Here is a 25,322-nt window from a genome sequence, read left to right as displayed (position 1 = left end):
TCACTAGTATAATTCAATTTGTTATTTTAGGGGTGAAGGAAATGAAGTGGACCTTAAAAGAAATCCAAGAACATCGTGGTGAACCGGTATATTTCACTGAAATAGTAAACCGGGAAGCAGCATTGATGGAGAGGGATAAAGAAATCCTGGCAGTCTCAGATATTAAAGCAACTGGTTTTCTATTGTATGAAAATCGTTCCGTACTTGCCAATTTCCAGATCGATTACACGATCACCCTACCTTCGTCTCGTTCTTTGGAACCTGTGGAAGTAACGTTCAATGTTCCAATTTTTGAAACGTATGTGGAAGATGAAATGAATTTTGAAGGATCGAATGATCCGGAAGATGTCATTATTCCAATTGAGGACGGTATGGTGGACTTAGTGCCAGCTATCGAAGATAATATCTTGCTCAATATTCCAACTCAAGTTTTGAGTGAAGAAGAGCGCCAATCAAGCCACATGCCACAAGGCAGTAATTGGAGTGTTGTGACGGAAGACGACCTCGAGCAACAAAGGGCGAAGGAAAAAGAAGAAACAATCGACCCACGTTTAGCGGGCCTGAAAGCTCTTCTGAAAGACGAAGAAAACTTAGATTGATGCTTGAATGTCGATAAATCGGCAAACAATACAGGGAGGTGTAAGGAAATGGCAGTACCTAAAAGAAGAACATCTAAAGCACGTAAAGCAAGAAGACGTACGCACTTCAAATTGGAAATACCAGGCATGACAGCTTGCCCAAATTGTGGTGAGTTCAAAAAAAGCCATCACGTGTGTGCTTCATGCGGTCAATATGACGGCAAAGAAGTTGTTTCAAAAGAAGCTTAATCAGCTTTCTAATCTTTAAAAAATGGACCGGGGGACATTGCGTCTGCCGGCTTTTTTGTGTTTATAATTTGCGATATTCCACTTCCCAAATGAATATAAGCGGACATGTTTAACAGGTTTAGACATTAGAAGATGCAATTTAGGGCTGATTCGTTGTAAAATGAAAGTAAGATATAATATGTGAGGAAGTGGTTGAGTGAACAATTTTGATTTATTCGAAATATTTTTATACGTTTTTCCGATTATACAAATCGTCCTTATTCAATTATTTTTCAGGCCGTATCTCCAATACAAGGATTATTTTAGGTTGTCGGTGGCAGATACCCTCATCCCCATTCTTTTGGTTGGTATTCATATTCTCAGTGTTCGTTGGCTAGCGTTCAGTTTGCTCCCTTATTATTTGTTTGCGATATTTTCGTTAGGATTAGTCCTGGCCCTTTATTTTGAAAAATCCGCATATCAATTCTCTAAAGGGAAAGTTTTTTCAATCATTATGAAAGCAGCCTTTGTGGTTGGGTTTGTAATGTACTATATTATTGTAATTGCACGCTTGATACAGTTAGCGCGCGGTTAACTTTAGGAGGAGGGTTAGAGTGAAAGTACTGTTGTATTCTGAAGGGTTGCGTTTAATAGAAAACTCAGGGCTTGGAAAGGCAATCGAGCACCAAAAAACAGCACTCGATTCTGCCGGCATCCCCTACACGATCGAGTCAAAGGATGAATTTGACTTGGTCCATATCAATACTTATTTTCCAAAATCCTTATTATTCGCCCGTAAAATGAAAAGAAAAGGTATCCCAGTCGTCTATCATGCCCACTCTACGGAGCAGGATTTTCGGAATTCATTCCGCTTTTCAAATGTGTTAGCGCCTTATTTTGAAAAATGGATTGTTCACTGTTATAACCAAGGTGATGTTGTTGTGACCCCAACCCAGTATTCAAAAGATTTATTGGAACAGTCCGGGGTTAAGCCTCCTATTTATCCCATTTCCAATGGTATTGACCTGAGTTATTATGAAACAACTCCTAAAATGAGACAAACTTTCCGGGAAACGTATCACTATACAGAAGAGGATAAAGTGGTAATGGCGGTTGGGCATTATATCAAGAGAAAAGGTATTTTAGATTTTGTCGCTTTAGCAAAACGTTTACCCCAAGTTAAGTTTATCTGGTTTGGATATACCAGTATGATGGAAATTCCCCGAGAAATCCAAGAAGCCGTAAAAACGAAATTACCTAACCTGGTTTTTGCTGGATATGTTCCCGCCGAAGAGTTGCGTAACGCTTACGCCGGCTCTGATTTATTTCTGTTCCCCACTTATGAAGAGACGGAAGGCATTGTCCTCTTGGAAGCTCTAGCGATGAAACAAAATGTTTTGCTTCGTGATATTCCTATTTATAAAGAATACGAGGATCAAAAGCATGTCTATAAAGCACGGAATGTTGAGGGATTTGAAAAAATTATTGAAAAACTTTTCAATAAAGAAATTCCGACACTGGTTGATCAAGGCTTTGCTGAGGTAAAAAAACGTGATATCACATATGTTGGCAAACAATTGGCAGCACTTTATGTCCACGTACTCGCTCAAAATGAAGAAGTATTGGGAAATGGCCCCACCACGTAAGCAACCACTCTTAAACACCGCTGATATGCATTTTATAAAGCAACTTCGAGTTTTATTGACTCAGAGTTGCTTTTTTTTGTTAATTTTTAGATAATTGGTGGTGAGAAGTGGGGGATTGTGGTAGACTAAAAACAAGTTGGAGGATTGGGGTGATTTCTCATGCTAATGGGTGAATACAAGCACAATATGGATGCTAAAGGCCGTATCATCATGCCAGCTAAATTCCGTGAAGAGTTAGGTGCACGTTTTATCCTGACCAGGGGATTGGACGGCTGTTTGTTTGGCTACCCGATGGCGCAATGGGAAATACTCGAAGAAAAAATGAAAAACCTCCCTCTGGCTAAAAAAGATGCCCGCGCTTTTGTACGTTTTTTCTACTCTGCCGCAATAGAAGCGGAGATTGATAAACAAGGGCGAATCAATATTCCTAAAAATTTAGTAGATTACGCAAAGATTGAAAAAGAATGTCGCGTTGTCGGTGTTTCAGATCGCATTGAGATTTGGAGCAGTGATAAATGGGAAGCTTTCGCTGAAGAGGCTGAAGAGACATTTGAAGATATTGCTGAAAATATGATTGACTTTGGATTGTAGGTGGAAAAGAATGTCAGAATTTGAACATTATAGTGTGCTGTTGGATGAGTCTATCGAGGGCTTAGCAATCAAACCTGATGGGGTATATGTTGATTGTACCCTTGGTGGTGCTGGTCACAGCCGTAAGATACTTGAAAAATTAAGTTCCGAAGGTCATTTGTATGCATTTGACCAGGACCGTGTAGCTATTGAAAATGCTGAAAAAGAATTAAAATCATATATTGAAAAAGGGCAAGTAACCCTTATAAAATCAAATTTCCGTCATATTAAAGAAGAACTCGCAGACCGAAATGTCTTTGGTGTGGACGGTATTTTATATGACTTGGGTGTTTCTTCCCCACAGTTGGATGAAGCAGAACGCGGTTTTAGTTACCGTTTTGATGCTGCTTTGGATATGCGGATGGACCAAGACCAAACGTTGACAGCGTATACAGTCGTAAACGAATGGCCCTATGAACAATTAGTGAAAATATTTTATCGCTACGGCGAAGAAAAATTCTCGAAACAAATTGCCCGTCGCATAGAAAAATTGAGAGCTGAAAAGCCAATCGAAACAACAGGAGAATTAGTTGATATCATCCGTGATAGCATCCCAGCCCCTGCCAGAAGAAAAGGCGGGCATCCTGGAAAACGAATTTTTCAGGCCTTACGTATCGCCGTAAACGATGAACTTGACGCAATATCAGACTCGCTGGAAGATGCACTGGAACTCTTAAACATTGGTGGACGAATTAGTGTCATTACTTTCCAATCTTTAGAGGACCGCATTGTGAAGACCATGTTTAAAGAAGCGTCTTCAAAAGAAGATATTCCCGCAAACTTGCCGATCCTTCCATCGGAAATGGAACCGGATTATAAATTGGTTAACCGGAAGCCTATTCTACCAAGCGACCAAGAACTAGACGAAAATAGACGTTCGCAAAGCTCCAAATTACGTGTGATTGAACGCCGACATAAATCAGATAAATAATTGAAATCAGAAAGGAGTGTAGTCTGTGGCAACTCCAGAATATGCTAAAGATTTGTTTGACCAAGCGATAGAGGTTCAAAACCCCCATCCCCAGCAGATACCATATTCCCCAGCCGTTTCTGAGCCGAAAATCAAAACGCGTCCTTTGGCCAAAGAAATCGCTACCTTGGCGGTAATCCTGTTTACAGCACTTATTCTCGTTTTTTCTAGTTTGATTACCCAGGTAACGATTTCAAACCAAAGCAGACAACTACAGGACTTGCAGGACCATAACATGATCGTTTCAACGGAGAATGACAACTTAAGTCAAGAAGTCCAAGAACTATCACGTTACAATCGGATTATGGAAATTGCAGAATCAATGGGTTTGGAAATGAATGAAGCTAATGTGAGGAATGTAACACGATGAAGAACCAAAACAATCCACAAAAAAATAGACGCAACATGACGCGTGTGATGATGCTTCTGACTGGATTGGTGTTCCTCCTGTTTGTTTTTCGTTTTACATTTATCATGATGACAAAAACGGTAAATGGTGAAAACTTAAGTGAACGGATCGATGACTTGTATACCAGGAGTAGTATTCTACCTGCAAAAAGAGGGGCCATCTATGATATTGGTGGCAATCCGATTGCTCTAGATGCTACTTCTTATTCGTTAATCGGCGTTTTGACCGACAAATGGAGTGAAGATGAGGATACACCTAATCACATTGTTGATAAAGAAAAGACAGCAGAAGCATTGGCGAAACATATCGATATGAGTCGGGAAGAAATCCTGCGAATCATTAGCCAACCAAATGTTGACCAAGTTGAATTTGGTATGGCCGGTTCAGATTTATCTTATGGGGTCAAACTGAAAATTGAAGAAGAAAAATTACCAGGAATTGTTTTTGAAGAAACGCCGTCGCGTCTCTATCCGAATGGGGTTTTTGCATCTCATCTAGTAGGCTATGCCACTATTGATGAAAAAGCTAAAACAGAAGGTGAAGCCGTTTTGACGGGACAAATGGGTGTTGAAGAAGCTTACAATGAAATCCTTAAAGGGGTGGACGGAGAAGTTATTCAACAACAAGATTCCTTGGGGTATGCATTACCGGGTGAAGAGATGGTCGTAGATGAACCGACAGATGGAAAAGACATTTATCTAACTTTAGATCGTCGGCTACAAACTTATCTGGAATCCTTAATGACAAAAGTATATGAAGAAGCAGAACCGGAATCAATGGTTGCCATGCTGGTTGATCCAAAAACCGGTGCTATTATGGCTGCAACGCAAAGACCTACCTTTAACGCTACCACCATGGAAGGAATTGACCTTAAATGGCAAAATCTGTTAGTGGAAGAAACCTTTGAACCAGGCTCCACTTTTAAGGTTTTGACCGTGGCAGCAGCTGTTGAAGAGGGCATATTTAATCCGAATGCGACTTATCAGTCCGGTTCAATCGCAGTTGAAGGCGGCATTATTTCAGACTATAACAAGATTGGTTGGGGCGAAATTTCTTATCTGGAAGGATTTGCAAGGTCAAGTAACGTGGCGGTTGTAAAGCTAATCGAACAGATGGGTTTTGATGTTTGGGAATCTTACATGAAAGCTTTTGGGATTACAACGCCTACTGACTCTGGCTTAGCAAATGAAGCAGTGGGAAGTTACAACTATAATTACCCGCTTGAGAAGGCCAATACTTCTTTTGGACAAGGCGTAACGATTACACCTTTCCAATTGGTTCAAGCCTTTACTGCAATTGCAAACAATGGAAAAATGATGAAATTACATTACATTGATAAAATCGTGGACCCAAAAACGGGTGAAGTTAAAAAAACAGAACCTGAAGAAGTATCATCACCGATATCAAAAGAAACGGCCGATACAGTTTTGAAATATTTGACTGAAGTTGTCTATGCGGATTATGGGACAGCGTCCGCTTACCAAATCGACAACGCAAAAGTTGGTGTGAAAACCGGTACAGCTGAATTGGTTAATCCTGACTCTGGGCACTATTATACAGGCACCTATGAATATCTTTACTCGACTGTAGGTTTTGCACCGATTGAAGATCCCGAATATATTCTGTACGTTACTTTAAAATTGCCTAAAAATAATGAACAAAAATTATTTGTCGATTATTTATCGGATGTCTTCAATCCTTTGATGACCCGGGCGATTTCCTATGCAGAACTCGGTGAGAGTACAAGTGAAGATAAAGTAGAAATAGAAATTCCCATGGTGACAAATATGAACAAAACGGAAGCGGTCGAGCAGCTTCAAGCTAATGGGTTTAGTGCCATCACAGTCATCGGGAACGGGAGTCGTGTTGTCCAACAATATCCAGTCGAAGATACCACTTCAATTCTAAATCAAAGAATTATTTTGATGACGGAAGGTGCCATGACGATGCCGGATATCCGTGGTTGGTCGAAGGATGATGTATTAAAAATCTCTGAAGTGACTGGTGTGACATTTGAATTCGAGGGAGAAGGATATGTCGTCCATCAATTCTTAAATCAAGGATCAGTTTTAAATCCTGAAGATTCGGTTAAAATCATTTTAGAATAAACAACGATAAGCTATAATGCTTAGGATAATTACATTAAAAACGAGGAGGAATCGGTATGCAATGGACCGAAATGCTTTTACCGTTAGCATTTAGTTTTGCGTTGACGATCAGTATCATGCCTATCTTTATTGGCTATTTGAAAATGCGCCAATTTGGGCAAACAACACGTGAAGAGGGGCCTTTATGGCATGAAGTCAAGAGTGGTACGCCAACCATGGGTGGGGTCATCTTTATATTAGCAGCTGCCCTTATCTTGATTGGGATGGCTCTTTGGAAAGATGTCTTTAATTTCACGACAATGATGCTACTGTTCGTCCTTTTATTCTTTGCATTAATTGGATTTTGGGATGATTTTATTAAAGTATTCAAGAAACAAAATGAGGGTTTAACTTCCAGGCAAAAATTTATGGCACAGTTAGTTGGCTCAGCAATATTTGTGCTCTTGTTTTCCCTGAGTGGCGCAGACCCAGTCATCACATTACCATTTATTGGAGACGTTCAAAACTGGGTGTTATTTACTATTTTCACCATGATTTGGATTACCGGCTTTTCCAATGCCGTTAACCTAACAGATGGACTAGATGGTTTGGTTGCTGGAACCGCAACGATTGCTTACAGCGCTTATGCTTATATCGCTTATCTACAAAATCAACTTGAGGTTTTGTTATTTTGTTTAGTCATTATCGGTGGATTGGTTGGCTTTTTCTTCTTCAATAAGAAACCAGCCAAAATTTTCATGGGTGATGTCGGTTCGCTTGCTCTGGGAGCAAGTTTAGCAGTTGTTGCTTTAGCCCTTCGACAAGAATGGAGTTTGTTGCTTATCGGTCTGGTGTTTGTTATCGAAACCGCCAGTGTGATTTTGCAAGTCACTTCATTTAAATTGAGAGGTAAGCGAATTTTCAAGATGAGCCCGATTCATCATCACTTTGAAATGAGTGGTTGGAGTGAATGGCGCGTAGTCATCACTTTCTGGCTGGTCGGTTTAGTAGCAGCAATCATTGGTCTGTTGACAGTTGTTTGATGGAGGAAATCATATGGTAAAACATACACGTTATGAAAATAAAAAAGTATTAGTTCTAGGACTCGCACTGAGTGGATTTCATGCAGCAAAATTGTTGCATGAGCTCGGGGCTATGGTCACAGTGAATGATTCTAAACAATTAGCTGATAATCCGGATGCACAGGAATTAATTGCATCCGGTATTCGTGTTATATCGGGCTATCACCCAGTCGATTTGTTGGATGAGTCATTTTCTTATATTGTCAAAAATCCTGGAATTCCTTATTCCAATGAAATGGTAAAGCGTGCTCAGGAACTGGGTATCCCCGTTTTTACCGAAGTAGAATTAGCCTATGAGATTATGGATGCGTCTTTAGTTGCCGTGACTGGTTCGAATGGTAAAACAACTACGACCACAATGATTCACGAAATCTTGAAAGCGGATCGCCAAAAAGGAAAAGCCCATAAGGCAGGGAATATTGGTATTCCAGCTTCCACCATTGCAAATGAGGCGGGTATGGATGACGATATCATTATGGAATTATCAAGTTTTCAATTGATGGGGATTGATACCTATCACCCTCATATTGCCGTGATTACAAATATCGTTTCTTCCCACCTGGATTATCACGGAACCAGGGAAGCATATGTTGAAGCGAAATGGCGTATTACGATGAATCAAACAGCAGAGGATTATCTCGTATTGAATTGGGATCAAGCTGAATTACAGGAATTATCCAAAAATGCGAAGGCACAGATTATTCCCTTTTCAAGAACACAGGTATTAACAAAGGGTGCTTATGTTCAGGATAAGTGGCTTTATTTTCAGGGTGAAAAAGTAATGCCCGTTGAAGCAATTGGTGTACCTGGTTCTCATAATGTTGAAAATGCCTTGGCAGCTATTGCGGTTGCAAAGTTAAAGGGTACTTCCAATGAAACCATTATCGCAGCCTTATCAACATTTGGCGGCGTTAAACACCGCATTCAATACGTAACTGAAATAGAAGGCCGATTATTCTACAACGATTCCAAATCAACGAATATCACAGCTGCACAAACCGCTTTAAATAGTTTCCCGGACAAAGGGATTGTCTATCTCGCAGGCGGGCTGGACCGGGGAAATGCTTTTGATGAGCTCGTACCCAGTCTAAAAAACGTAAAAACCATGATTTTATTTGGTGAAACAAAAGAAAAACTTCGTGATGCTGCAGAAAAAGCAGGTGTTTCTCACGTTATTGAAACAGAAGATGTCGCAACTGCAGTCCCAGAAGCTTTTGCAAGCAGTAAACCAGGAGATGTCATTCTCTTGTCGCCCGCGTGTGCAAGCTGGGATCAATATAAAAACTTTGAAGTTCGCGGAGATGTATTTATCAAAGCTGTGACTGAATTGAAACAAAAACAAGAGGAGAGATGACGTGAAAATTCTACTATCAGGCGGAGGTACTGGGGGGCACATCTATCCAGCACTTGCCCTCATGCGTCGCATCAAATCTATCCAACCGGATGCAGAGTTTTTGTATGTCGGAACTGAACGCGGATTGGAAAGCACAATCGTCCCGAAAGCGGGAGTCCCTTTCCGGTCTGTAGAAATTCAGGGATTACGACGTTCTCTCTCTCTGGAAAATTTTAAAACGATTTATTTGATGTTGACCAGCGTGCAAAAATCAAAAAAAATCATCAAGGACTTTCAACCGGATGTGGTTATAGGTACCGGAGGATATGTATGTGCTCCCGTCTTGTACGCCGCTTCAAGGTTGGGTATTCCAACCGTTATCCATGAACAAAATTCTGTGGCCGGGGTAACAAATAAATTTTTGGCGCGTTTTGTAAACCGCATTGCCATCTGTTTCGAGGATGTCCGGGATGATTTTTCAAAATACGGTGATAAAGTTGTTTACACGGGCAATCCCCGAGCGCAAGAAGTGGCCGAAGGAATTGATATTGCCTCTCTTGTGGATTATGGACTTAAGGATACTCTGCCAACCGTCCTTGTCTTTGGCGGTAGCCGAGGAGCAGAGAAAATCAATCAGTCGATGATTGAAGCGGCTTCTTCTTTCGAAGGCAAAAAGATGCAGGCTATTTTGGTCTCGGGTGAGACCCATTATGATAAAATCAATACCCAAATCAGCAGTTTGGTTCCACAAGCGACCAATGTAAAGGTTGTTCCGTACATTGATAATATGCCTGCTTTATTTCGCAAGGTTGATTTAGTCGTTTGTCGAAGTGGCGCAACAACGTTAACCGAATTGACGGCTCTAGGAATTCCAAGCGTTTTAATTCCAAGCCCATACGTAACGGCAAACCATCAATTAAAAAATGCTGAAAGCTTAGCCAGAAATGGAGCAGCCTTTATTCTGGAAGAAACCGAGTTGAATGGAAATCGTTTATTTGAAATGATTGATGAATTGTTGTCCAGTCAATCAAAAAGAGAAAAAATGTCTACTCGGGCCATTGAGCTGGGAGTACCCGATGCTTCCGATCGCCTATTCAAAGTCATGCAGGAAATTATGTAACTCAGGTCGGAGGTGAGTGCAGCTTGAAATGGTTTAAATCCAACAAAGAAAATCAAAGAAAAAATCCACAACAGCCTGTCAAAAATTATCTTGGATTGTATGCAGGATTGACAATCGGATTGATGACAACCGCCTATTTAATTTCTCCATATGGGAAAGTAGGCGACATGTATGTGGAGGGAGACAGCATTGTCCCCGAGCAACTCATTTTGGATGCTTCAAAAATCACACAAAAGCAAACGGTGGTCGGTACATTAGTCAGCGAAGAAGCAATCGAAGCTGAGATCATAGCTGCCTTGCCGCAAGTAAAAAGTGTAAAAGTTCAATGGCAAAAATTGAATGATATAGTTCTGGAAATACAGGATTATGAAACGATTGCCTATTTAAATGATGCCAACGAATATAACAGTGTTCTGGAAAACGGCTTTATTGTGAATGAGGCACATAAAATTCCTATCGGTAACAAACCACTGCTCACTAAATTCGAGCAGGGTCCAATTTTGAATGAACTTATTGTTACTTTCAAAGAAATAAGCAAGGATATACAAAATAGCATTTCTGAGATTAAATACATGGGTACAAAAACGAATCCATACAAAATTTCGATTATGATGAACGATGGCAACCAGATTATCGCCAACATTACGGATTTTTCAAAAAAAATTGGCTATTACCCTGATATGCTCCAAAAGTTGGATGGAAAAAAAGGGACTTTTGATATGGAAGTAGGGGTATTTTTCACCCCGTTCAATAGCAAGGCTCAAGAAGAAATTGACATCGAAACAGATTCTCAAGAATAATTGAATTTTTCGTTGATTAATTGTGAAAAAACTTAAAAATAGTGTGCGGTTATGCTAAAATGGATAAGGTATAAACATTTTTACAAAAACAAGCAAACTTAAAAACGAAACAACATTGAACCGTCAATATCACAAAGGTCATTTTCGTTTTGTGCATGCATCAGTAAATGGAGGTTTCAATAAAAATGAAGAAACAAGGTTCGTTTGTCAGCCTGGATATTGGAACCACTTCAATAAAAGTAGTTGTGGCGGAATATGTAAACAATCAATTGAACGTTATTGGAGTAGGGAATGAAATATCTAAAGGACTTAACCGTGGCATAATTGTGGATATTGATGAAACAGTAGCATCGATTAAAAAAGCGGTTGAGCAAGCTGAGAAAAAATCAGGAAATAAAATTCAACAAGTTATTGTGGGAATCCCGGGTAATCAGATCAGTATTGAACCTTGCCACGGTATGTATGCTGTAGCGAGTGAAAATAAGGAAATCACAGATCGGGATGTTCAAAACGTTTTTGAAGCAGCACGAGTAAGATCCTTACCACCTGAAAGAGAAATAATTTCCGTCATTCCAGAAGAATTTATCGTGGATGGCTTTGACGGAATTCGTGATCCTCGTGGGATGATAGGTGTACGTTTGGAATTATATGCAAGTATGATTACAGGTCCAAAAACGATTGTCCATAACATCAAGCGTTGTGTGGAACGTGCAGGTTTGGTTATTCAAGATATGGTTGTCCAACCGTTGGCAATCTCAAGTATTGCCATGAACAGGGGCGAGCGCGATTTCGGAACGATTTTGATTGACATGGGTGGCGGCCAAACAACTGCCTCAGTCATGCATGATGATCAATTGAAATTCGTTTATGTCGATCCTGAAGGCGGCAATCTTGTGACCAAAGATATATCGATTATCTTAAATACGACGATGGAAAATGCGGAATATATCAAACGTGAATATGGCTATGCTATTCCGGAAGATGCCTCGGATGATGAATACTTTCAAGTACCTGTCATCGGCAAAGAAGATCCCGTTAAGGTTGATGAAAAATATTTATCAGAAATCATAGAAGCAAGAATTGTCCAAATTTTCACTACAATCAAAAAAGCGTTGGACCAAGTGGAGGCTCGCGAATTACCGGGTGGGATTGTCCTGACTGGTGGAGCGTCAGCTATTCCTGGAGTAATGGAGTTAGCTGAAGAAATCTTCGAGGTAAACGTAAAACTCTATATCCCAGAAGAAATGGGTATGCGGAACCCTATATTTGCTACAAGCCTGGGCTTGATCAAATATATGGGCGAGCAGGATGAAATCAATCTGGTTGCAAAAAAACGGGCTGGAAAATCTGTTCAGGAAGCACCAAAAGTCGTTCCAATACAACAAAAACAGCAAAAGCAACAACAGCCTGTTCAAAAAGAAACGGTTCAATATCAACAACAAGAGCCGGTTCAAACGCAACAGCCAAAAGAAAATGAAGGAACTAAAAAATCATCATTTATCGAACAAGCTAAGCAATTCATACAATCTATCTTTGAATAATCCAGGAATACAGACAAGTAGGAGGAAAAGTAATGGAATTGGAATTTGACTCAATCATGAGTGGTGGAGCAATCGTTAAAGTAATCGGTGTTGGTGGAGCCGGTGGTAATGCGGTTAATCGTATGATCGAAGAAGACGTTAAAGGTGTAGAATTTATCGTTGCCAATACAGATACACAAGCTTTGAATGCTTCAAAAGCAGAAACAAAAATTCAATTGGGACCTAAATTGACAAAAGGTCTAGGTGCAGGCTCGATTCCGGATGTAGGTGGAAAAGCTGCTGAGGAAAGTGAAGCACAATTAGCTGAAGCATTGGCTGGCGCTGACATGATTTTTGTAACATGTGGAATGGGAGGCGGTACCGGTACAGGTGCAGCACCGATTGTTGCTAGAATTGCAAAAAGTCAAGGCGCTTTGACAGTAGGAGTTGTAACACGTCCGTTCAGCTTCGAAGGTCCTAAGAGAGGCCGTTATGCTGCAGAAGGTATTGCTGAAATGAAACAAAACGTGGACACACTGGTTATCATCTCCAATAACCGTCTACTTGAGATTGTTGACAAGAAAACACCGATGCTTGAAGCATTCCGTGAAGCAGACAACGTATTGCGCCAAGGGGTTCAAGGAATCTCTGATTTGATTACAGCACCTGGTTATGTAAACTTAGACTTTGCTGATGTTAACACTGTCATGAAGGACCAAGGTTCCGCATTGATGGGTATCGGGATTGCTTCAGGTGAAAATCGTACGGCAGAAGCAACCAAAAAAGCTATTTCTTCTCCATTGTTGGAAGTTTCCATCGATGGCGCAGAACAAATCTTGTTAAACATTACAGGTGGATCAGACTTGACATTGTTTGAAGCACAAGACGCATCGGATATCGTTGCACAAGCTTCCACAAGTGAAGTTAACATTATCTTCGGTACCTCTATCAACGAAAACTTGGGAGACGAAGTTATTGTTACGGTTATTGCAACAGGTATCGATAATGAACGTAAGAAAGAAGAAAAAAAAGCAGCTAACCGTGGCGGAAGCCCATTTAGAGGTCGTAAAGAAGTAGCACCTCAACAATCACTACAATCTGAAAGACAAGAACGCCAATCAGCACATGAAAATGACGTGGAACCTGAAAAAGATTTGTTTGGTGACTGGGATATTCGTCGTGAATCCAGCGTTCGTGACACGAATACACAACAATCAAACGAAAATTACCCACGCTACCAACAAACGAACGAAGATGAATCTGGTGATGATGAGTTGGAAACACCACCATTCTTCCGTAAAAGACGTAGATAATCATGACCATTGTTTCAAATTGTCGTCAAATCGTTAAAACGATTGAATCACAATTGAATACCGTAAATCGTAACCGGGACGCTGTCACATGCGTCGCGGTTACAAAATTACGTACGCTGGAAGAAACAGAGATTCTTTATGAGGAAGGCTTCCGTCACTTTGGAGAAAATCGTCTCGAGGGGCTGCACGAAAAACAAGCGTATTTCAAGCAGGCAGACATTAAATGGCATTTTATTGGTTCTTTACAAACGCGTAAAGTCAAAGATGTCATTAATTCCATCGACTATTTTCATTCTTTGGATCGGGAGTCACTGGCAAAAGAGATTAATAAACGAGCAGAAAAACAAGTTTCTTGTTTTGTGCAAGTGAATGTCAGTGGGGAAAAATCTAAACATGGTATTTCACCAGATGAACTGGATGCGTTTATTGAAATGCTGGAAAAATATCCCAAGATAAAGGTCATCGGTTTAATGACAATGGCCCCAATTGATGCAGACGAAGATATGCTCCGCGGATGTTTTAAAAAATTAAAACACTTGCAAGAAGGTATTGCTGCCAAAGCACTGTCCTATGCTCCGTGTGCTGAAACAAGTATGGGAATGAGTCGTGACTACCCGATTGCTATCCAGGAAGGGGCAACGTTCGTCCGAATCGGCTCATCTTTTTTTGAAGAAATAAATTAAGCAGGGAGTGAGAAAGGAAAATGGGTATCAAAGACAGTTTTCGAACCTTTTTTGGACTAGATGAGGAATTTGATACATCAGATTGTGATTCACATTCTTATGAATATGAATCCGAAGTCGCTCACACATCCTCGAAGGCATTGAATCAAGCAAGTGGAAAGGTCATCCCGATTGGGAAACGGCCGACTACCCAAAAAGCTAGTATTCATGTTATCGAGCCCCGTGTTTATTCAGAATCTGAGAGAATAGCCAATTACTTGATTAATAATGAGTCGGTCCTATTGAATTTCAGAAGAATGGAACAGGATCAAGCAATTAAAGTGGTCGATTTTATCGCAGGTTCCATTTATGCAATTGGTGGCGATATGAAACAAGTGGGGGAAGGGATATTTCTCTGCACACCACGCGATGTCGAAATCGCCAAAATCGAAACAGAAGAACCACGAGATAGTTATTACTACTAGTTACCCACCATGTTTTGAAAGTCATGGTAAGAAAGGAGTCGCGGATGGCACAGATAATTATTTGGCTTTTGGATGTAATTCCTACAGTCATTGATGCTTACACGACATTGTTGTTTGTCTATGCACTTTTAACATGGTTACCGAATGGTTACAATTCAAGATTCGGGCAATTTGTTGCTCGACTAGTCGAGCCTTATTTAAATGTATTTCGTCGCCTCATTCCTTCAGTAGGAATGGTGAGCTTCAGCGTCCTGTTTGCTATTTTATTCCTGCGTTTAGTGGAGTATGGTGCACAGGCTATCCTTATTTATCTTCTTCGCTTAGTCCTATAATCAGGTATGGAGGGGAACATGATGGAACAAGTTTATCAACATTTTCGTAAAGAGGAACAACCTTTTATCGATATGGTCGAATCATGGGTGGTTCAAGTGCAACAACAGTATGCGCCTTACTTAACCGATTTTCTTGACCCCCGTCAACAGTACATCATTGAAATGTTGATTGGTAAAAGAGGGGAAGTACGAACACAGTTTTACGGCGGATATGAAGCTGCTGAACGAAAACGAGCACTCATCTTTCCGGATTATTTTGAACCCAAGGATGGTGATTTTGACCTACAGTTGGTTGAAATAAATTATCCAGAAAAATTTACCACTTTATCTCATGGCCAAATTCTGGGAACTTTAATAGGGTCTGGAATCAAAAGGGAAATGTTTGGTGATATTATGTCCGATGGCCAGAGATGGCAATTTTTTGTCGCCCAGTCGGTTCAGGACTATGTGCTGACTCAAGTAACAAAAATTGGCAAAACGACTGTCCGATTGGAAACAAAAAAATATACCGATTTGATTCTTCCTATTGATGATTGGACGATTGAACATGATACCGTTAGCTCTTTGAGAATTGATACCGTGATATCAGCTGTATACAATATTTCTCGGCAACGGGCAAAAGAATTGGTAGCAGGTGGAAAGGTCAAATTAAACTGGGCAGCATATGATCGCCCGGATTTTGAATTGGGTATTCGTGATATCCTCTCTATACGAGGATATGGGCGAATCCAGATCAGGGAAATTGAAGGCAAGTCAAAGAAAGATAAGTGGCGCGTAGAATTAGGCGTCCTTCGTAAATGAACACAGTCGAGAGGAATTGATAGACATGGCACTTACACCGTTAGATATCCAGCACAAAGAATTTGAATCAAAAATGAGAGGCTATGACAAAGTTCAGGTTGATGACTTTCTAGATTTGATGAAACGTGAATTTGAGCAGTTAATCAAGGATAATAAGGATGTTGAAAAGAATCTTAAGTTCGCTGAAGAAAAACTTCAACATTTTGAAACGCTTCAAGATGCTCTGAACAAATCCATTGTAGTGGCCCAAGATGCTGCTGATCGCTTGAAAGAAAACGCGCGTAAAGAAGCTGAAATCATTTTATTTGAAGCTGAAAAAAGTGCTGATAAATTGTTGAAAGAAGCAGCTGATAAAGCGGCCCAAATCAATCAAGAAACAGCAAGTGTGCGTCGTGAAAGCCGTAATTTCAGACAAAAATTGCAATTAATGGTTGAATCACAAATGAATTTAATCAATAATGAAGAGTGGGATATTTTGTTAAATACCACTCCCGAGAATGATATTCATACGCCGACTTTGGACGAAGTTTTAATGAATCGTACACATAAAGTGGATGATCTGATTAAAACTTCAAACTTTGATGATGTAGAAGTTATCAAGCCTGAACAAGAGAAATCAGAAGGTCAAGTAGAAGCTATTGAAATTCTAGCCTAAACAAAGTAAAATACATTAAGTAATTGACGATTGGAACAACCAAAGATTAAATACTAGTAGCGAGTTGACGATAGGTGTGAGGTCAACAGTCCCTATAATCGGCGGATCATCCATGAAATATTTTGCTGAACAAAAGTAAGCAAAATCGCCTGAACCGCGTTAACAGTTTCTAGAGAAAGCAATTATATTTTAAATGCTTAAAATTGGGTGGTACCACGAAGACTTCGTCCCTTTACCGGGGAGGAGTCTTTTTTTGCTTTCTCAAAAATAAAAAAACTAATGGGGGAAAACAGTTCATGAAAATGAAAGAAACATTGCTCTTAGGAAAAACAGCTTTTCCTATGAAAGCCAATTTACCGGTTCGTGAGTTAGAACGGGAAAAAGATTGGGAAGAAAATCGTGTCTATGACAAGAGACAAGAAAAAAATGCCGACAAACCGACCTTTGTCCTGCATGATGGCCCACCATACGCAAATGGTGCGGTTCATATGGGACACGCTCTTAATAAAGTAAGTAAAGATATCATCGTTCGCTCAAAATCGATGTCAGGATTCCGTTCTCCATATGTCCCCGGTTGGGATACACATGGTTTACCGATTGAACAAGCTTTAACAAATACAGGCGTTAATCGGAAAGAAATGAGCTTGGCAGAATTCCGTAAAATGTGTGAAGACTATGCATGGCAACAAATTGACAGCCAACGTAGTGTATTTAAACGTCTGGGTGTTGCAGGGGATTGGGAAAATCCTTATGTGACGTTGACACCGGAATATGAAGAAGCTGAAATCCGTGTATTCGGGAAAATGGCTGAAAAAGGCTATATTTATAAAGGTTTGAAACCTATTTATTGGTCGCCATCAAGTGAATCTTCATTAGCAGAAGCAGAAATTGAATACAAAGATGTGAAGTCTGCATCTATTTATGTGGCCTTCTCTGTCAAAGATGGCAAAGGTTTGTTGGATACTGATACTTCATTTGTTATTTGGACCACAACTCCTTGGACGTTACCTTCTAACTTGGGTATTTCCGTTCATCCTGATTTTAAATATGTACAAGTAGAAGCAGACGGTCAAAAGTTTGTTGTAGCACAAGGCTTACTAGAAACCGTTACAGCTGAAATAGGATGGGAAAATGTATCTGTCTTGAAAGAGTTCCAAGGATCTGACCTAGAACGCATGACTGCACAACACCCATTCTATGACCGTGAATCATTGGTAATGATCGGAGATCACGTAACATTGGATGCTGGTACTGGTTTAGTCCATACTGCACCTGGACACGGGGAAGACGACTACATTATCGGTAGAAAATATGGTTTAGATGTCCTTTCACCAGTAGATGACCGTGGTTGTTTTACAAGCGAAGCACCAGGATTTGAAGGTATCTTCTACGATAAAGCGAATAAATTGATTACTGAATTATTGGAAGAAAAGGGTAAATTGTTGAAGTTGGACTTCTTCGTCCATAGCTACCCACATGACTGGCGTACGAAAAAACCAGTTATCTTCCGGGCGACACCACAATGGTTTGCATCCATTGACAAATTCCGCCAAGATATCCTGGATGAAATTGAAAACGTGGAATGGATTCACCCATCTGGTAAAGTCCGTTTGCATAACATGATTCGTGACCGTGGCGATTGGGTTATTTCCCGTCAACGTGTATGGGGAGTGCCATTACCAATTTTCTACGCAGAAAATAATGAACCAATCATCACCCCTGAAACAATTGATCACGTTGCTACTTTGATTGGAGAGCATGGCTCAAACATCTGGTTTGAACGCGAAGCAAAAGAATTATTGCCAGAAGGATTTACGCATGAAGGCAGCCCGAATGGTCACTTTACTAAAGAAACAGATATCATGGATGTTTGGTTCGACTCTGGTTCTTCACACGAGGCAGTGTTGCGTACACGTGAAGATTTGACGTTCCCAGCCGATATGTACTTGGAAGGTTCTGACCAATACCGTGGCTGGTTTAACTCAAGTTTAACGACAAGTGTAGCCATCAATGGTGTTGCACCGTACAAGAGCGTCTTGTCTCAAGGATTCGTTCTGGACGGTGAAGGTCGCAAGATGAGTAAATCTGTGGGGAACACGGTTCTTCCTGAAAAAGTCATCAAGAACATGGGTGCCGATATCATCCGTCTATGGGTGTCTTCTGTTGACTATGAATCTGATGTCCGTATTAGTGATGATATCTTGAAGCAAGTATCGGAGACTTATCGTAAAATCCGTAATACCATGCGATTCCTGGTAGCAAATACCGAAGATTTCAATCCAGCTGAGCACCGTGTCGCTTATGAAGACTTACGTTCCGTAGATAAATACGTTGTAATCCGTTTGAATGAAGTGATCGAAACATGTTTGACTGCTTATAAAGAATACAGATTCTCAACAATCTATCAAACAATCATGAACTTCTGTACATTGGAACTATCTGCATTCTACTTAAACTTCGCGAAAGATGTTGTTTATATCGAAAGTGAAAATGATAAAGTTCGTCGTTCAATGCAAACTGTTTTCTATGATGCACTTGCAGCCATTACACGCTTGTTGACGCCAATCGTTCCTCACACAACTGAAGAAATTTGGGAGTATTTGAAAGAGGAAGAAGAATATGCACAATTGGCTGATTTCCCTGAAGCATCATTTGCAGCTGACAAAGAAGAAGTTTTGACTGTTTGGGAGAAATTCATGGATGTCCGTGATGACATCTTGAAAGCATTGGAAGAAGCACGTAATGAAAAAACAATCGGTAAATCTTTTGAAGCACACTTGACGCTTCATGCAAATGAAGAAGTCTTTGAATTGCTTGAATTGATTGACAAAGACTCCGATTTAGCGCAACTCTTAATTGTTTCACAATTGGAAGTTCTTAAAGGAGAGCAAGAAGAAGCAATCCGTGTTGAAGTAAAACATGCAGAAGGCGAAACCTGTGAACGTTGTCGCGCCATCAAACCAGAAGTAGGTACAATCGAAGATGCACCTACATTATGTGAACGTTGTGCCAACATCGTACGCCAAGAATTCCCGGAAGCATTGGTTCCTGAAGTAGAATAAATTTTTACAAGAGTGCGTCCCGGCTGGGATGTGCTCTTTTTCTTATTATAGTTTTTTCTTTGTTATCGGTGAAGGAAATGCCCTCCGGTCTGCGGGTTTGCTTGTGTACTGCCGTGGGACCGCCCGGAGCCTACAGTCTCCGGGCTTGCAAGCCTCAAAGGGACCGTAGACGCTGAAGCGTCAACGGTCCCTACTTTCGCATTGCATCCAGTACACGGCCACAAGCAACCACACCGTCCTTCGGGATTTCCGCGAAGAATACCTACCAACACCATAATTGTAAAGCCTGTTATTGTTGCTGGTAGTTTAATTCTTCAGAAGTATCCAACATAGAAAGTTAAAAAGCATCGATTGTTTGCTCAAAATTTTCCTATGGGTGCTCACTAGAAAGAACTGAGTAAACCTAGTCGTTCAAAAAGCTCACTCAAATAAAAAATCGACTATGAGTGAGCCTTTTTTCACAATAAAGCTCACTCAAAATAAATATTTCACCTGAGTGAGCTTTTTATTCAAAAAAAGCCTACTCATAAAATTGAATGCGCTTCTCATACAAAAAAGATATTGACAAAGGAATGGCAATCCTCTAAAATGAGATAAAGTTAAAAATTATTAGAAAATAATTAGAAAAAGGAGGGGTTGTCATGAAACAGTTTATAAAATCAACAACTAAATGTGAAGCGGCAATTTCTTCTTTCTTCAACTTATTATTGTAGCAGGGCTTGGACACTGGCATACCAGTCGTTTAGGCCCTGTTTAGCATTGATAAATAATGGGGCTGAAGCGAAAACATACGACCTTCCAAAGCACCCATTATTTATGGGTGCTTTTTTTGTGAAAAATATCTAATAGAAATTCACGAACTGGAGGAACGGAAAATGACAAAAAATCAATACATTCAATTTTTTGATACGACACTGCGGGACGGTGAACAGACACCGGGTGTAAATTTTAACACGAAAGAAAAAGTCCAAATCGCTTTGCAAATGGAAAAATGGGGCATCGATGTGATCGAGGCAGGGTTCCCGATTTCTTCCGAGGGAGATTTCGAAGCTGTCCAGGCGATTGCACAAGCTGTAAAAACGATGACAGTGGCCGGGTTGGCCCGGTGTAACGAAGAAGACATTGATACGTGCTATACAGCTTTAAAAGATGCGGTTGATCCGCAAATTCACATCTTCCTGGCCACGAGCCCTATTCATATGCGAGACAAATTGAAAATGAACCAAGAAGAAGTCTTGGATTCAATTGCTCACCACGTTGCATATGCAAAAAAGAAATTCGAAAAAGTGCAGTTCTCACCAGAAGATGCTACCCGCAGCGATTGGGATTTTCTCGTGAAGGTGATTAATGTCGCGATTGAAAATGGGGCAACCATCATCAATGTGCCGGATACGGTCGGCTACACGAATCCAACCGAATTCGGCAATTTGTTCAAGTTCCTGAAAGAAAATGTGTCTCGTTTCGATGATGTCATTTTCTCCTCACACTGTCATGATGATTTGGGAATGGCAACCGCGAATGCATTGGCGGCAATCGAAAACGGTGCGCTACGGATAGAAGGGACCATCAACGGAATCGGAGAACGAGCAGGTAACACAGCCTTGGAAGAGGTAGCTGTGGCGCTGCATATCCGTAAAGACCATTACCAAAAAGAATGTGGCATCATCCTGAACGAGACTAAACGGACGAGTGACTTGGTGAGCCGACTGTCAGGAATGCCCGTTCCACGCAATAAAGCGGTCATTGGTGGCAATGCCTATGCACACGAGTCGGGTATCCATCAAGATGGCGTATTGAAGAATCCTGAGACTTACGAAATCATCACCCCACAATTAGTTGGGGTCGCGCAAAACAGCTTGCCACTCGGTAAACTTTCAGGCCGCCACGCTTTTGTAGATCGAATTCAACAAATGGGTTATGACATTAACAACCCTGAGGAAATAAAAGTGCTGTTTTCCCGTTTCAAAGAATTGGCGGACAAAAAGAAAAATGTTACCGATGAGGATCTACATGCACTGATGGTCGGAAAAACCATAGAGGAAGAGTCTCAATATGAATTGACGCGTCTGCAACTACAATATGTGACAGACGGGGTGCAAGCGGCGATCGTTGACATTCGTGACAAAGAAAACCAACAAGTTCAGCTGCAGGATTCCGCGACGGGGGCAGGGAGTATTGAAGCCATTTACAATACAATCAACCGAATCCTGGAACAGGAAATCATCTTGAAAGAATACAATATAGAAGCAATCACAGGCGGGAAAGATGCTCAGGCTGTAGTCCATGTCGTGGTTGAAGATGAGGAAGGCAAACGTTACTACGGTACAGGCATTGACTACGATGTTTTAACAGCTTCTGCGAAAGCATATATTCAAGCAAGTGGAAAAGCGAAAAAAAAACAAGTGAATGAAAAAATCCTGACCTATTTCTAAGGAGGCAAAAACATGAATTACACGATTGCGGCATTGCCCGGAGATGGCATTGGACCGGAAATTATGGCAAGTGGATTGACCCTGTTGGAATCAATCGGTAAAAAATTTCAACATTCATTCAATGTGACAGTTTACCCTTTCGGAGGGGCGGGTATTGACGAGACGGGTGACCCCATTCCCACGCAAACAATCAAGGGTTGCACTGGAGCAGATGCTATTCTCTTAGGGGCGATTGGCGGTCCGAAATGGGAACAGGCGGAAAAAACCCCTGAGGATGGGCTTTTACAATTGCGGAAATCCTTGGGCCTTTTTTCAAATATCCGTCCCATTGTCGTCAGTGACAGCATTGCCCATCTTTCTCCGTTGAAAACGGAAAGGGTGAAAGGAACGGACTTCATCGTTGTCAGGGAACTGACAGGTGGGTTGTATTTCGGACAACCGAAGTACTGGAATGATGATGAAGCCACGGACACCTTGTTTTATAAAAAGAGCGAAATCGAACGGATTGTCCGCCAGGCTTTCGAACTGGCGATGACGCGCAAGAAAAAAATGACATCCGTCGATAAAGCCAACGTATTGGCCAGCAGTAAACTGTGGCGCAAGACGGTCAATGAGCTGGCAGCCTGGTACCCGGAAGTGACAGTGGACCATTTGTATGTGGATGCCGCTTCCATGAAACTGATTCAAAATCCGACCGCTTTCGATGTCATCGTGACGGAAAACATGTTCGGTGACATTTTGAGTGATGAAGCTTCTGTCATCACGGGTTCCTTGGGCATGCTGCCATCAGGCAGTCATGCCATTTCGGGGCCATCGTTATACGAACCAATCCATGGCTCAGCACCGGATATTGCGGGAAAAAATATGGCCAATCCGATGTCGATGATTTTATCCGTCGCCATGATGCTCCGCCAAAGTTTCAATCTAAACGAGGAAGCGCAAGCACTCGAGGAAGCAGCGAAACAAGCGATGGATGCGGACTATTTGACCGCGGATTTGGGCGGCACGACGACGACCACCGCCTTCACCGAGCAAGTGAAAGCTATTTTAGAAAATTAAAGGAGGATTCACAGCATGAGTAAAACCCTTTTTGATAAAGTTTGGGACAGACATGTCATAGCCGGTATCGAAGGTGAACCACAATTACTTTATGTGGATTTGCACCTGATTCATGAAGTGACCTCTCCGCAAGGGTTCGACGGTTTACGGGAAGCGAATCGGAAAGTTAGACGACCTGACAAAACAATCGCAACCGTTGACCACAATTTACCAACGGAAGATATCTTCAATATCAAGGATTTAATATCAAAAAATCAGATTGAGACCTTGCAGAAAAATTGTAAGGAATTCACCATCCCGTTGATGGACATCGGGACTGCCAATCAAGGCATTGTCCATATGGTCGGACCCGAACTAGGCGCAACCCAGCCGGGAAAAGTTGTGGTCTGTGGGGATTCGCATACGGCTACGCACGGTGCTTTTGGGGCTTTGGCCTTCGGGATTGGCAGTTCTGAGGTGGAGCATGTTTTTGCGACCCAAACCATTTGGCAAAAGAAACCAATGTCGCTTGGAGTCGAAATTACTGGCAAATTAGCTTCTGGCGTCTACGCGAAAGATATTATCTTGCATTTGATTGCGACCTACGGAACGGCTTTTGGGAGTGGATATGCGATTGAGTTTTTCGGTGAAACGGTTGAAGGCTTGTCGATGGAAGAAAGAATGACCATCTGTAACATGTCCATCGAATTCGGGGCCAAAATCGGGATGATGGCGCCCGATCAAACCACTTATGATTATCTGCGGGGTCGCCAGTATGCGCCCGAAAACATCGCGCTAGCCATAACGGATTGGGAAACCTTGAAGAGTGATCCAGAAGCTACCTATGATACGCTTATTTCCCTTGATGTTTCCGATTTGGGACCTTATGTGACCTGGGGGACAAATCCGGGCATGGGTGTGCCTTTCGGCGAACAGTTTCCTCCCGCCATGGATCAAAATGACGAACGCGCTTATCATTATATGAATCTCAAGCCAGGTCAAACAGCGGAAGATATTCCCTTGGGGTATGTCTTTATCGGATCCTGTACGAATTCACGACTCTCCGATTTAATGGAAGCAGCGAAATACATCCAAGGAGGAAAAGTTCTGGATCATATTCGGGCCTTGGTAGTCCCAGGTAGCCGTAGCGTGCGTGATGCCGCACAAGAACTAGGGTTAGACGAAATATTCATCGCAGCCGGATTTGAATGGCGCGAACCAGGCTGTTCAGCATGTCTGGGCATGAATCCTGATAAAGTACCAGCCGGCGTTCACTGTGCCTCGACTTCCAACCGAAACTTTGAAGGACGTCAGGGAAAAGGGGCGCGGACGCATTTGGTCAGCCCAGCCATGGCGGCAGCGGCAGCAATAAACGGAAAATTTGTGGACATCAGAAAGGTAGGGGTGGCGCATGGAGCCAATTAAAGTACACAACGGGAAAACCGTCGCGCTTATGAATGACAATATCGATACTGATCAAATCATTCCCAAAGTATTTTTGAAGCGTATCGAAAAAACGGGCTTTGGCGCATTTGTTTTTGATGAGTGGCGTTTCTTGAAGAATGGCAAACCCAATCCCGAATTCCCCTTGAATGATGGGGACAGGCAGGAAGCAACCATCCTGATTACGGGTGATAATTTCGGATGCGGATCGTCCCGTGAGCATGCGGCTTGGGCACTGAAGGATTACCGATTCCGGGTAATCATAGCAGGAAGTTACAGTGATATCTTCTATATGAACGCATTGAAAAATGGGTTATTGCCGATTGAGCTGGCGCAAGATGTACGTGACGTTCTGGCACAATTGCCTGGGGATGCCGTCATCCAAGTTGATTTACCGAACCAAGTGGTCAAGACCGACAGCAATGAATTCCCATTCAAAATCGATCCGACCTGGAAACATAAATTGATAAATGGTATTGATGACATCACGGAAACCATGACTTATCAAGAAGCAATTTCTGCTTATGAAGCGCAGTGGGATTTAGTATACAGCTAATTGACATTCCACCTTTTAATGGGTATATTATTAAATATATATGAAACTTTGATGAGAAGAGTAGCTGATGAGCAAAAATAAAGAGAGCCCGGATGGTGAGAAAGGGTATTGCGCAAATTGGTGAAGATGAACTCTGAGTT

At 41.5% G+C, this 25,322-nt stretch carries 24 protein-coding genes and 1 other annotated feature; all 24 genes read left to right on the top strand.

Going from position 1 to position 25,322, the window contains the following annotated elements; all coding sequences use genetic code 11:
• Positions 1 to 41 precede the first annotated feature (41 nt).
• A complete protein-coding gene (locus tag ACTVAI_RS01790) occupies positions 42 to 599 on the top strand; it encodes a YceD family protein (protein ID WP_443473680.1) in 558 nt (185 codons plus the stop codon).
• Between the two features lie 48 nt (positions 600 to 647).
• Positions 648 to 827, top strand: coding sequence for a 50S ribosomal protein L32 (gene rpmF / locus ACTVAI_RS01785; RefSeq protein ID WP_443473681.1), 180 nt, complete (start codon positions 648 to 650; stop codon positions 825 to 827).
• 196 nt (positions 828 to 1,023) lie between these two features.
• Positions 1,024 to 1,401, top strand: a complete 378-nt coding sequence (locus ACTVAI_RS01780; protein ID WP_443473682.1) for a DUF3397 family protein — start codon at positions 1,024 to 1,026, stop codon at positions 1,399 to 1,401.
• Between the two features lie 19 nt (positions 1,402 to 1,420).
• Entirely contained in the window at positions 1,421 to 2,452 is a 1,032-nt protein-coding gene (locus tag ACTVAI_RS01775; protein ID WP_443473683.1) for a glycosyltransferase, read from the top strand.
• A 159-nt stretch (positions 2,453 to 2,611) separates the two neighbouring features.
• A complete protein-coding gene (gene mraZ, locus ACTVAI_RS01770) occupies positions 2,612 to 3,043 on the top strand; it encodes a division/cell wall cluster transcriptional repressor MraZ (protein WP_443473684.1) in 432 nt (143 codons plus the stop codon).
• 10 nt (positions 3,044 to 3,053) lie between these two features.
• Positions 3,054 to 4,013 carry a 16S rRNA (cytosine(1402)-N(4))-methyltransferase RsmH gene (rsmH, locus tag ACTVAI_RS01765; protein ID WP_443485744.1) on the top strand — a complete coding sequence of 320 codons (960 nt, stop codon included), beginning with the start codon at positions 3,054 to 3,056 and terminating at the stop codon, positions 4,011 to 4,013.
• 25 nt (positions 4,014 to 4,038) lie between these two features.
• Positions 4,039 to 4,422, top strand: coding sequence for a cell division protein FtsL (ftsL, locus tag ACTVAI_RS01760; protein WP_443473686.1), 384 nt, complete (start codon positions 4,039 to 4,041; stop codon positions 4,420 to 4,422).
• Positions 4,419 to 6,569 carry a penicillin-binding protein gene (locus tag ACTVAI_RS01755; RefSeq protein WP_443485743.1) on the top strand — a complete coding sequence of 717 codons (2,151 nt, stop codon included), beginning with the start codon at positions 4,419 to 4,421 and terminating at the stop codon, positions 6,567 to 6,569. Before ftsL ends, ACTVAI_RS01755 begins: the two co-directional genes overlap by 4 nt.
• A gap of 56 nt (positions 6,570 to 6,625) precedes the next feature.
• Positions 6,626 to 7,591 carry a phospho-N-acetylmuramoyl-pentapeptide-transferase gene (gene mraY, locus ACTVAI_RS01750; RefSeq protein ID WP_443485742.1) on the top strand — a complete coding sequence of 322 codons (966 nt, stop codon included), beginning with the start codon at positions 6,626 to 6,628 and terminating at the stop codon, positions 7,589 to 7,591.
• 13 nt (positions 7,592 to 7,604) lie between these two features.
• Positions 7,605 to 8,984, top strand: coding sequence for a UDP-N-acetylmuramoyl-L-alanine--D-glutamate ligase (gene murD, locus ACTVAI_RS01745; protein ID WP_443485741.1), 1,380 nt, complete (start codon positions 7,605 to 7,607; stop codon positions 8,982 to 8,984).
• A gap of 1 nt (position 8,985) precedes the next feature.
• The gene (gene murG, locus ACTVAI_RS01740) at positions 8,986 to 10,083 is read left to right on the top strand and encodes an undecaprenyldiphospho-muramoylpentapeptide beta-N-acetylglucosaminyltransferase (protein WP_443473690.1); all 1,098 of its coding nucleotides are present in this window, start codon (positions 8,986 to 8,988) and stop codon (positions 10,081 to 10,083) included.
• A 23-nt stretch (positions 10,084 to 10,106) separates the two neighbouring features.
• Positions 10,107 to 10,883 carry a cell division protein FtsQ/DivIB gene (locus ACTVAI_RS01735; RefSeq protein ID WP_443473691.1) on the top strand — a complete coding sequence of 259 codons (777 nt, stop codon included), beginning with the start codon at positions 10,107 to 10,109 and terminating at the stop codon, positions 10,881 to 10,883.
• 185 nt (positions 10,884 to 11,068) lie between these two features.
• Positions 11,069 to 12,424 (top strand): cell division protein FtsA, encoded by a 1,356-nt coding sequence (ftsA, locus tag ACTVAI_RS01730; RefSeq protein WP_443485740.1) that lies wholly within the window; start codon positions 11,069 to 11,071, stop codon positions 12,422 to 12,424.
• Positions 12,425 to 12,456: 32 nt separating this feature from the next.
• A complete protein-coding gene (ftsZ, locus tag ACTVAI_RS01725; RefSeq protein WP_443473693.1) occupies positions 12,457 to 13,716 on the top strand; it encodes a cell division protein FtsZ in 1,260 nt (419 codons plus the stop codon).
• Positions 13,717 to 13,718: 2 nt separating this feature from the next.
• Positions 13,719 to 14,399, top strand: a complete 681-nt coding sequence (locus ACTVAI_RS01720) for a YggS family pyridoxal phosphate-dependent enzyme (RefSeq protein ID WP_443473694.1) — start codon at positions 13,719 to 13,721, stop codon at positions 14,397 to 14,399.
• Between the two features lie 20 nt (positions 14,400 to 14,419).
• The gene (locus ACTVAI_RS01715; RefSeq protein WP_443473695.1) at positions 14,420 to 14,863 is read left to right on the top strand and encodes a cell division protein SepF; all 444 of its coding nucleotides are present in this window, start codon (positions 14,420 to 14,422) and stop codon (positions 14,861 to 14,863) included.
• 44 nt (positions 14,864 to 14,907) lie between these two features.
• A complete protein-coding gene (locus ACTVAI_RS01710; protein WP_443473696.1) occupies positions 14,908 to 15,195 on the top strand; it encodes a YggT family protein in 288 nt (95 codons plus the stop codon).
• A gap of 18 nt (positions 15,196 to 15,213) precedes the next feature.
• Positions 15,214 to 15,996: a YlmH family RNA-binding protein gene (locus tag ACTVAI_RS01705; protein ID WP_443473697.1), complete on the top strand. Its 783-nt coding sequence runs from the start codon at positions 15,214 to 15,216 to the stop codon at positions 15,994 to 15,996.
• Between the two features lie 25 nt (positions 15,997 to 16,021).
• Positions 16,022 to 16,651 carry a DivIVA domain-containing protein gene (locus ACTVAI_RS01700; protein ID WP_443473698.1) on the top strand — a complete coding sequence of 210 codons (630 nt, stop codon included), beginning with the start codon at positions 16,022 to 16,024 and terminating at the stop codon, positions 16,649 to 16,651.
• 17 nt (positions 16,652 to 16,668) lie between these two features.
• Positions 16,669 to 16,886: a binding site (T-box leader), on the top strand.
• A gap of 61 nt (positions 16,887 to 16,947) precedes the next feature.
• Positions 16,948 to 19,713, top strand: coding sequence for an isoleucine--tRNA ligase (gene ileS / locus ACTVAI_RS01695; protein ID WP_443485739.1), 2,766 nt, complete (start codon positions 16,948 to 16,950; stop codon positions 19,711 to 19,713).
• Between the two features lie 875 nt (positions 19,714 to 20,588).
• Positions 20,589 to 22,145 (top strand): 2-isopropylmalate synthase, encoded by a 1,557-nt coding sequence (locus tag ACTVAI_RS01690; RefSeq protein WP_443485738.1) that lies wholly within the window; start codon positions 20,589 to 20,591, stop codon positions 22,143 to 22,145.
• Between the two features lie 12 nt (positions 22,146 to 22,157).
• A complete protein-coding gene (gene leuB / locus ACTVAI_RS01685) occupies positions 22,158 to 23,204 on the top strand; it encodes a 3-isopropylmalate dehydrogenase (RefSeq protein WP_443485737.1) in 1,047 nt (348 codons plus the stop codon).
• Between the two features lie 15 nt (positions 23,205 to 23,219).
• A complete protein-coding gene (leuC, locus tag ACTVAI_RS01680; protein ID WP_443473702.1) occupies positions 23,220 to 24,608 on the top strand; it encodes a 3-isopropylmalate dehydratase large subunit in 1,389 nt (462 codons plus the stop codon).
• Positions 24,595 to 25,182: a 3-isopropylmalate dehydratase small subunit gene (gene leuD, locus ACTVAI_RS01675; protein ID WP_443473703.1), complete on the top strand. Its 588-nt coding sequence runs from the start codon at positions 24,595 to 24,597 to the stop codon at positions 25,180 to 25,182. Before leuC ends, leuD begins: the two co-directional genes overlap by 14 nt.
• The last annotated feature ends 140 nt before the right edge of the window (positions 25,183 to 25,322 follow it).

The organism is Jeotgalibaca sp. A127 (assembly GCF_052266745.1).
GTDB lineage: Bacteria > Bacillota > Bacilli > Lactobacillales > Aerococcaceae > Jeotgalibaca.
Note: the sequence above shows the minus strand (reverse complement) of the source record. Positions and strands in the feature narration are given on the sequence as shown.